This window comes from Pseudomonas sp. JL3, from assembly GCF_031570575.1.
Classification (GTDB): Bacteria; Pseudomonadota; Gammaproteobacteria; order Pseudomonadales; family Pseudomonadaceae; genus Aquipseudomonas; species Aquipseudomonas cucumis.
Genome location: NZ_JAKWJK010000021.1, coordinates 80,398 through 89,179, shown reverse-complemented (window position 1 = coordinate 89,179; position 8,782 = coordinate 80,398). Strand labels below are relative to the sequence as shown.

At 59.1% G+C, this 8,782-nt stretch carries 6 protein-coding genes; 3 read left to right on the top strand and 3 right to left on the bottom strand.

Annotated elements, in window-relative coordinates; genetic code table 11:
* Nucleotides 1–123: 123 nt before the first annotated feature.
* The 3 genes from MMG91_RS25695 to MMG91_RS25685 are packed head-to-tail and all read left to right on the top strand — an operon-like array spanning nt 124 to nt 3,689.
* Nucleotides 124–783 (top strand): paraquat-inducible protein A, encoded by a 660-nt coding sequence (locus MMG91_RS25695; RefSeq protein WP_305446902.1) that lies wholly within the window; start codon nt 124–126, stop codon nt 781–783.
* Entirely contained in the window at nt 770–1,393 is a 624-nt protein-coding gene (locus MMG91_RS25690; RefSeq protein WP_305446900.1) for a paraquat-inducible protein A, read from the top strand. Before MMG91_RS25695 ends, MMG91_RS25690 begins: the two co-directional genes overlap by 14 nt.
* A complete protein-coding gene (locus MMG91_RS25685; RefSeq protein ID WP_310661093.1) occupies nt 1,386–3,689 on the top strand; it encodes an MlaD family protein in 2,304 nt (767 codons plus the stop codon). The genes MMG91_RS25690 and MMG91_RS25685 overlap by 8 nt, the downstream gene beginning before the upstream one ends.
* Nucleotides 3,690–3,805: 116 nt before the next feature.
* On the opposite strand, the gene mksF is transcribed toward MMG91_RS25685, so the two are convergent.
* The 3 genes from mksF to mksB are packed head-to-tail and all read right to left on the bottom strand — an operon-like array spanning nt 3,806 to nt 8,611.
* On the bottom strand, nt 3,806–6,646 hold the full coding sequence (gene mksF, locus MMG91_RS25680; RefSeq protein ID WP_192345445.1) for an Mks condensin complex protein MksF: 2,841 nt from the start codon (nt 6,644–6,646) through the stop codon (nt 3,806–3,808).
* Entirely contained in the window at nt 6,643–7,344 is a 702-nt protein-coding gene (mksE, locus tag MMG91_RS25675) for an Mks condensin complex protein MksE (protein WP_310661092.1), read from the bottom strand. Before mksE ends, mksF begins: the two co-directional genes overlap by 4 nt.
* Entirely contained in the window at nt 7,334–8,611 is a 1,278-nt protein-coding gene (gene mksB, locus MMG91_RS25670) for an Mks condensin complex protein MksB (RefSeq protein ID WP_305446896.1), read from the bottom strand. The genes mksE and mksB overlap by 11 nt, the downstream gene beginning before the upstream one ends.
* Nucleotides 8,612–8,782: the final 171 nt, after the last annotated feature.

Sequence of the window (8,782 nt, the reverse complement as noted above, 5' to 3'; positions counted from 1 at the left end):
CGTATGCAGGTAGGGGTTTTGTTTTGCCCGCAGGAAAGTTCCCCGGCGGCAGTACAAAATTGCACAGTTATTTTCGAGGCAGGACACTAGAATAGGTCCAACTTTTTTGGAGCCAGAGCCTTTATGCCAGATCCGGTTGACGCCCCAGGGCTGTCAGATTTACCGCTGGACGACTTGGTAGCGTGTCATGAGTGTGACTTGCTGATGCGCAAGCCTGAGCTTGCTCATGGTGAAAAAGCCATCTGTGTACGCTGCGGTTATGAGCTGTATGCCCATCGACACAACGTCGTGCAGCGCAGTCTCGCCTTGGTCATTGCAGCACTGTTGTTGTACGTCCCTGCGAACTTTTTACCGATCATGCAGCTCCATCTACTCGGACAGTCGTCGCACGATACAGTCTGGAGTGGCGTTGTCGGTCTGTTCGATACCGGTATGCGAGGCGTAGCGGCAGTGGTATTCCTTTGTAGCATGGGGATTCCGCTACTCAAGCTGCTTTGCCAGCTGTTCGTGTTGCTGAGTATTCGCTTCGATATCGGACGCAGCTACGGCTTGCTGCTCTACCGCATTTATCACCATCTACGGGACTGGGGGATGCTCGAGGTTTACCTCATGGGCGTACTAGTTGCGATCGTCAAATTGGCCGATATGGCGGCGGTCACCGTAGGTCTTGGTCTGGCGTGCTTCATCAGTTTGTTGTTGGTTCAGGTCTGGCTGGAAGTAGTGATGTCACCACACCAGATCTGGCAGGCTCTATCAGGAGAAGATGCCCATGCGGGCGATTGATGCAGGCATTCTGATTTGTGCCGAATGCCACGAGTTGAATAAACAGGAAGCCGATACCGACGAGCAGGTTTGCACTCGCTGCGGTGCGCTGGTTCACGCCCGCCGCCCAAACAGTCTGATGCGTACCTGGGCATTGTTGATCACGGGTGCGATTCTCTACATCCCGGCCAATGTGCTACCGATCATGACCGTCAATTCCCTGGGCCAGGGTGATCCGAGCACCATTATGTCCGGTGTGATTCAACTGGTTCAGCACGGCATGATTCCAATCGCCGCCGTGGTTTTTATCGCCAGCATCCTGGTCCCCACGTTCAAGCTGGTGGGCATCGCATTGCTGCTGTTTTCGGTGCAGCGTCACCAGCCGCTCTCGGCACGCCAGCGCATTCTGATGTACCGCTTTATCGAGTTCATTGGCCGCTGGTCGATGCTGGATATCTTTGTAATCGCCATCCTGGTGGCGGTGGTGAATTTTGGACGGCTTGCCAGCATCGAAGCCAATCTTGGCGCCATCGCCTTTGCCAGTGTGGTGATTCTGACGATGCTTGCCGCAGTAACTTTCGATCCCCGACTGATTTGGGATAACACGGAGTCGGACGACGACCATGACTGATTTGCCTAAAGCGAAAACCCGACCGGCCTCGAACTGGTCAGCCATTTGGGTGTTGCCCCTGATCGCCTTGATTATCGGCGGCTGGCTCGGCTGGCGTGCCTACAGCGAGACGGGCATTGAGATTCAGGTGCGCTTCGAAAGCGGTGAAGGCATTCAGGCCAACAAGACCGAAGTCGTCTACAAAGGCATGTCGGTCGGTAAGGTGAAAGCCCTCAAACTCGATGACGAAGGCAGCTCCAAAGGAGTGATCGCTACCATCGAGATGAACAAGGACGTGGAGCAATACCTCAGGACCAGCACGCGTTTCTGGCTGGTTAAACCGAGCGTAAGCCTGGCCGGTATCACGGGCCTGGAGACGTTGGTCTCGGGTAACTATGTGGCCGTCAGCCCAGGTGAAGGCGAGCCGACCCGCAAGTTCAAGGCACTGGCCCAAGAGCCTCCGTTATCGGACGCTCAACCCGGCCTGCACTTGACCATCAAGGCTGATCGCCTTGGCTCGCTGAATCGCGGCAGCCCGGTGTTTTACAAGCAGATTCAGGTCGGTCAGATCAAAAGCTATGTGCTGTCCGCAGACCAGAGCACTGTCGAACTCAAAGTCTTCATCGAGCCGACCTACGCCAACCTGGTGCGTAAACACACGCGTTTCTGGAATGCCAGCGGCATCAGTATCGACGCCAACCTGTCCGGTGTGAAAGTGCGTAGCGAGTCCCTCGCCAGCATCGTCGCCGGCGGTATTGCATTTGCGACTCCGGAAAATCGCAAGGACAGCCCGCCCACCGATCCAAGCCTGCCATTCCGTCTCTATGAGGACTTCGATGCGGCTGCGGCGGGTATTCGGGTCAAGGTCAAACTCAGCGATTTTGAAGGCCTGCAGGCCGGTCGTACGCCGGTGATGTACAAAGGCATCCAGGTCGGCAATTTGAAAGCGCTCAAGGTTGACCCGGACTTGTCCAGTGCGACCGCCGAGTTGACTCTCGACCCACTGGCCGAGGATTACCTGGTCACTGGCACCCAGTTCTGGGTGGTCAAACCGTCGATTTCGCTCGCGGGTATTACGGGCCTGGAAGCGCTGGTTAAAGGTAACTACATCGCCGTGCGCCCTGGCGACAAGGGTGGTGCACCGCAGCGCGAGTTCGAAGCGCGGCCCAAGGCGCCGCCGCTGGATCTGCGTTCGCCAGGTCTGCACTTGGTGTTGTTCACCGACAACCTTGGTTCTCTGGAAGTCGGCAGTCCGATTCTCTACAAACAGGTCAAGGTTGGTTCGGTCCAGAGCTATCAATTCTCCCGCACCAAAAAGCAGCTGGTGATAGGGGTGCACATCGAGAAGGAATACGAAGGGCTGGTCAACGCCTCGACGCGTTTCTGGAATGCCAGCGGCATTACGCTTACCGGTGGGTTGACCGGCGGCATCCAGGTCAAAAGTGAGTCGTTGCAAAGCCTGATGGCCGGTGGCATCGCCTTCGAAACCCCGGAAGCCAAAGCGCCGTTGCAGAAGCGTATTCCACGTTTCCGTCTGCATGCCAACCATGATGAGGCAACGCAGAAAGGTACTATGGTGACGATCAAGGTCGATCGCGCCGACGGCCTGCGCATTGGCACGCCGGTTCGATTCAAAGGCCTGGACGTTGGCAAGATTGAGGACGTCGACCTCAGTGATGACCTGCAATCAGTACTGCTGACCGCGCGGATCACAGAAGTGCCGGAGCGTATTGCTCGGGTTGGTAGTCAGTTCTGGGTGGTCAAACCTGAACTCGGTCTGATTAAAACCTCGAACCTCGAAACCTTGGTCACCGGGCAATACATCGAAGTGCAACCCGCGCCGAAGAACCTCGGCCCGCAGAAGACCTTCGTGGCCTTGACCAATCCTCCGGAAACCGCCAAGGAAGAGGCTGGTTTAAGCCTGGTGTTGAGCGCTGCTCGTCGGGGTTCGCTGAAGACTGGCGTCCCCGTCACCTATCGCGAAATCACGGTAGGCAAGGTGACCGGCTATGAACTGGGCCAGACGGCTGATCGAGTGTTGGTGCACATCCTGATCGAACCGAAATATGCACCGTTGGTGCGCAGTGGTACACGGTTTTGGAACACCAGTGGTTTTGGTTTCGACTACGGCTTGTTCAAAGGCGCGACAATACGTACCGAATCGCTAGAGACGCTGGTTCAGGGCGGCATTGCTTTTGCCACACCGGATGGCGACCGCATGGGTGCCCCGGCGCGGCCTGAGCAAACCTTCCCGTTGTTCGACCAGTTCGAGGATGAGTGGCTGACCTGGGCGCCGAAGATCGCAATCGGCAAGTAGTTTGTCGGCGCCTGTGGTGCTGCCTTCGCGGGCAAGCCTCGCTCCTACAATGAAAAGATAAAAAAGGCCGCGATCCATTGGATCGCGGCCTTTTTATTGGCTTGGATTAAGTCAAATCAGACCGCATCCAGCTCCGGCTCATCGGCTTGTACAACAACGGTAGCCTTCACTTCATCGTGGCGGCGGATGTACTTCCAGTCCGCTTCGTCGATGTAGATGCCGTTCGGGCCGCTACCGCCTTCCAGGTCGATGGCGACACTGGCGCAAACTTGCGGCTTCACGCTCGCCAGAATCGGCACGAAGCCCAGTTGCAGGCTGGTTTCCAGCAGCGCTGCCTGGTTCTTCTCATCGATGTCCGCCGCCTCGTCGAGGTAGTACGGCAGGCGCACGCGACCGGCCTGGTCGCGGTCCATCAAGTGCAGCAACAAGTACATGTTGGTCAGCGCCTTGATGGTCATGGTGGTGCCGTTGGATGCCGCGCCGTCGATGTCGGTATGGATCACCGGCTGGCCGTTAACCTTGGTGATCTCGAACGCCAGCTCGAACAGATCCTTGAGACCCAACTGGTTGTGGTTCGCCGCCACCAGCCGCGCCAGATACTCCTTGGCTTCTTCGTTCTTGTTGTCCTGATCGGCGCTTTGGCTCAGGTCGAAGACGGAAAGGGTTTCGCCTTCTTCGTACTGACCGGCGCTGTGGATGATCTGGTCAATGTGCTTGAGCGCTTCCTTGTTCGGCGCGAGCACAATGCGGAAGCTTTGCAGGTTGGAAACCTGACGTTTGTTGATCTCGCGGTTGAACAGCGCCAGTTGATGTTCGAGGCTGTCATAGTCGCTGCGGATGTTACGCAGGGTCCGGGCAATGTCGGTGACCGCCGCGCGGCGGGCCTTGCCCAGGGTCAGGGCTTCATCGGTGCGGTGTGCGTATGCGTTGATCAGCAGTTGCAGACGACGCTCCATATCGTCTTCGCTGTCGAACTTGGCCACACCTTTCAGGCGAACCTGAGCGTAGAGCGCTTCGATCTGCCCGTCGCTGCGCAGCAAACCTTGCCAGCTGTCCTGATAGTCATTGAGCAACGGCAACAGGTTGTCCATGGAATCGTCGACCGGGTCCATGAACGGCGTGCCGAATGGCAGGTCCGCCGGCAACAGCTGACGGCGGCGCAGCGCGTCGTCGAGGGTGCGTTGCTTGGCTTCCATATCGCCGATCTGCCGGCCGACCAGTTGCAGCTTGGCCGACAGTTGCTGGACGCGCTCGGTGAAGGCATCGCTGGAACGCTTCAATTCGTCCTGAGCGGCTTCCATCTGCGCCAGTTGCTCAAGCTTGTCGCCTTCTTCGGCGCTCAGGGTTTGTGCGCGGCGGAAATCTTCCAGGGCTTTCTGCGCATCCAGCACTTGCTGGTACAGCGCTTCGGTCTGGGTCTTGCTGGCCGCACGGTCGGCTGCCACGGCAGCTTGAGTTTTCAGCTGCTTGAGTTCTTTTTCCAGGCGGTCTTTCTGATCGCGCAGCGCCGCGCGGTCGGCCAGGGCTTGCAGCGCTGGCGGCTCGATGTGCGAGATGTCGATCGACAGGCCCGGCACTTCGAAGCGCTCGCCTTTGAAGCCATCAAGGATCAGTTCCATGGATTTGACCCACTGACCGTCCTCGTCCAGCGTGATGCCGTGTTCGCCCAATGGCAGGCTGAACAACGCGCTGTTGAACAGGCGCATCAGGCGCTCGACGTCCTGTTGCGAGAACTCTTCGCGCAAACGGGCGTAGCTGTTGTTGTCGGCGTGATCGAGTTGTTGCTTGACCGACTTCAGGCGTTTTTCCAGATCCCGCAGACGTTCTTCCAGGTCTTCGGCACTGAACTGTCGCGACTGTGCCAGCGCACCGGCCAGTTCGTCGTGCGCGTCCTTGGCCGCGAGCAGTTGCTGTTCGAGGACTTTGACGTCATCGACCAGCGCGAAGCGATGCTTGAGCACCGACAACTCGCCGAGCCAGCGCTGGATGCCGGTAATTTCCCGTTCCAGACGCATCAGCTCCTGAGTGCCGCCGCGCTGATCGTTTTGCAGCGCATCCTGCTCGTTGCGGTAGTGCTCGGCCTGGATTGTCAGTTCTTCCTTGCGCGCACTGGCGTAATCCGACCAGGTGCCGAGCAGGGAGTCGAGCAGCGGCGACAGGCGATGCAGTTTGCCACGCAGGATATCGCGCTGTTTCACGCCGTTGGCCAAGGCTTCGACCAAGGGACCGGCCGCCACCAGCGAGTTGTAGTCCTGCTCCATGCGGCGTACGTCGCGGAAGGCTTCTTCGCACGCGGCGATGTAATCGACACTGCCGGAGCGCAGGCTGTGTTCAAACGCATCGAGGAACAGTTGCTTGAGCTTGGCCGCGGTGATTTCACGCATGTGCAGCAAGTTGATGAACAAGGCGCGGAAGGTCTTCAGGCTCTGTTCGCTGGTGGAGCGCAACGGGATCAGCGTCAGGTCGAGCGGAATCGAGGTGTGGCCGCCCACCAGCAAACGACGCAGTTCATCCGGCTTGAGTTCGTAGGCTTTCAGGCCTTCGCGCTCAAGATTGGTGAACAGCTCTTTCTGCCGCAGGCAGGTGTCGTCTTTCTGATAATGAGCCAGGTCGAGTTTACCGGCGTAGGCAAAGAACTGGTGACCGAAACCACCACCCGGACCGCGACCGACCACACCGATTACGTGCGGGCCGTGGGGCAGGGAGACTTCGACGAGGATGTAACTGGTGTCCGAGGCGAAGTAGAAACGCCGCGATTGTTCCAGGCTGTACTTGCCGAAACTCATGTCCGACATGCGCGCCAGAATCGGGAACTGCAAGGCGTTGATCGAGGCGGATTTACCGAGGTTGTTCGCGCCGTAAACCGACAGCGGCTCTTCCAGCGGGAACAGGCCGAGGCTGTAGCCGGCGGTGTTCAAAAGGGCAAAGCGGCGAATGCCGTAGCGTTCCTTGCTCATGCGTCGGTCTCCTGTTCTTCGGCAATGGCGCGGGCCAGGGCGTCTTCTTCGCTCTCTTCTTCAAACTCGGTGAGATCGAGCGGGTCGTCGGTCTGCAGCAGTTTTTCGTCGCTGTCTTCGTCAATCAGCACCGGCGCTGGTAACGGCAGCACGCTGTGCAGGCTGGCGGCCAGGTCGCGGTCCTGCTGAACCGACAGGCAGACATCGAGGAAGCGGTGCATCGGCGGCAGGAAACGGTAGATACCGTTTTCTTCGCCGGCGAAACCGAGCTGAGTCATGCGGCGCATGATTTTTTCTTCGAGCTCTTCGACGGTCTGCACTTCAGCCTGGATGAACAGGTCGCGGTACTTCTCCAGCAACGATGGCAATTCATCGCGCCCGAGACTGCCGCCGTCGAGCACGGCGACCGGGTCGCGCCCCTGGTCGGCCAGGTGCTCGACAAGGATGAAGGTGAACAGCGCCAGACGTTGTGCCGTCTTGTTTACCGCAGCAGCAGCCAGGTCCGGCACGAAGTAGTAGAAACCCCGGGTATCGCAGACCAGTTCAAAGCCCAGCGCCTTGAACAGCGTGCGGTACTGGTCCTGGAAGTTCGACAGTTGCGCGTACAGCTCCGGGTCGCGGCGGCTGACGTGGTAACCCTTGAACAGCTCGCGGAAGATCGGCGCCAGCTGGGACAGTTCGGAAAGATCAAGATGCATATGGCGTGCTCGCAGAATCCTCGGCGGCGGTGTCGCGGGCCGAGAGCAGGGCGAAGGAGCGCAGGCTGACCTGGTGCTCGTGAGTGTGGTAATCGCGGCGTTCCAGACGCTCGCGCTTGAAGCGTTTTTCCCGCGACAGGCGCGAGAACCAGTAGAGCAATTCGTCGGTGGCGCCATCCGGCTCCTGCTCCAGCAGCCAGCTCATCAGGTCCGGCATCGGCAGGGCGTCTTCGCAGCGTTCGAGCATTTCCCGAACCGTGCGTGGCGCGCGTGGGGCTTCGCCTTTCTGGGTCTTGTGAGCCTTGGGGAACCGCGCCGGTTTCGGCTCGAAACGGGCCAGGGCGTACACGTAGGCTTCGACCTGACTGGCGCTGCCAAGGAAGGTGCTTTGTGGCCGGGTGAACATCGGCATCGCGGCTTGTGGCACCGCATCGATACCTTTACGACGAATGGCCGACAAGGCCAGCGCCGCGCCACGGGTCACGGCGTTGTGCCGGCGCGCTTCTTCACGCAGCGGCAGCAGCAGTTCACGGGCATGACGCAAGGTAAGCTGGGCGCTGGTCTGCATTTCGAGGATGCGTGCGTGGGTGCGCAGCAGCATGTCGTCGTCAACCAGATGGCCGAGGCGCTGCTGTTCAGTGAGCATCTTCAACAGGACGTTTTCGACCTTGCGCACGCCTTGTTCGAAGGCGCCGTCGGCATTCACCAATTGGATCATCGGCTCGACGTATTCATCCCAGGTCGCCAGTACTTCAGCGTAGCGTTGACGCAACGGGATCTGCCGGTCGCTGGTCTTGGCCCGCTCGGCGACGGCCACCAGGGCCTGTTCGTCGTTGGCGAGTTTCTTCAGCACGTCCCGCACACGCATGTCGAGCAGGCGCAACTGGCGCGCCAGATCGTTGCCGTCGCGAATGTCGAAGGCGTCCTGGATGTAACCGGCCAGGCGTTCGAGATGGCGCAGATAGGCTTCGATTTCCAGGCACAGGCCCAGACGGTGCTCACGGCGCAGGTAAGCGAGGAAGTCGTGAATCTGCGCGTTGAGCTCGAAGCGGTTCGGGCTTTTCGCCACGGGAACCAGAATGTCGAGGCGGATCCACACGTCCAGCAGGCTGGTGATGTCCTGCGGTGTGCTGTCCAGTTGCTGGGCGGCCAACTGTGAACGCAGTTCGTTGAGGCTCAGGGTGCCTTGGTCGAAGTGCTCGCACAGTGGCTCCAGAAGTGCCCAGTGTTCAGCGAGGGCGCGCAAGACGCGCTTGGGTTCGATCATCGGAATGGCCGGCTGGTTGGCGATTAAAAGCCGCGATTGTACTGCATCGCAGCCGTGTCGATTCACTCTCGGGATGGACTGTCGGTTTTCTATCGATCAAGCGCGGGCGATCTTGAGCGAAGGGCGGTAGAATCAACGCACTTTAGTTATTCACAAGTGGCCGACCTTTGC

Coding starts and splice junctions, on each gene's coding strand:
- mksB (WP_305446896.1), bottom strand. CDS start 8,611: ATGATCGAACCCAAGCGCGTCTTGCGCGCCCTCGCTGAACACTGGGCA.
- MMG91_RS25685 (WP_310661093.1), top strand. CDS start 1,386: ATGACTGATTTGCCTAAAGCGAAAACCCGACCGGCCTCGAACTGGTCA.
- MMG91_RS25690 (WP_305446900.1), top strand. CDS start 770: ATGCGGGCGATTGATGCAGGCATTCTGATTTGTGCCGAATGCCACGAG.
- mksF (WP_192345445.1), bottom strand. CDS start 6,646: ATGAGCAAGGAACGCTACGGCATTCGCCGCTTTGCCCTTTTGAACACC.
- MMG91_RS25695 (WP_305446902.1), top strand. CDS start 124: ATGCCAGATCCGGTTGACGCCCCAGGGCTGTCAGATTTACCGCTGGAC.
- mksE (WP_310661092.1), bottom strand. CDS start 7,344: ATGCATCTTGATCTTTCCGAACTGTCCCAGCTGGCGCCGATCTTCCGC.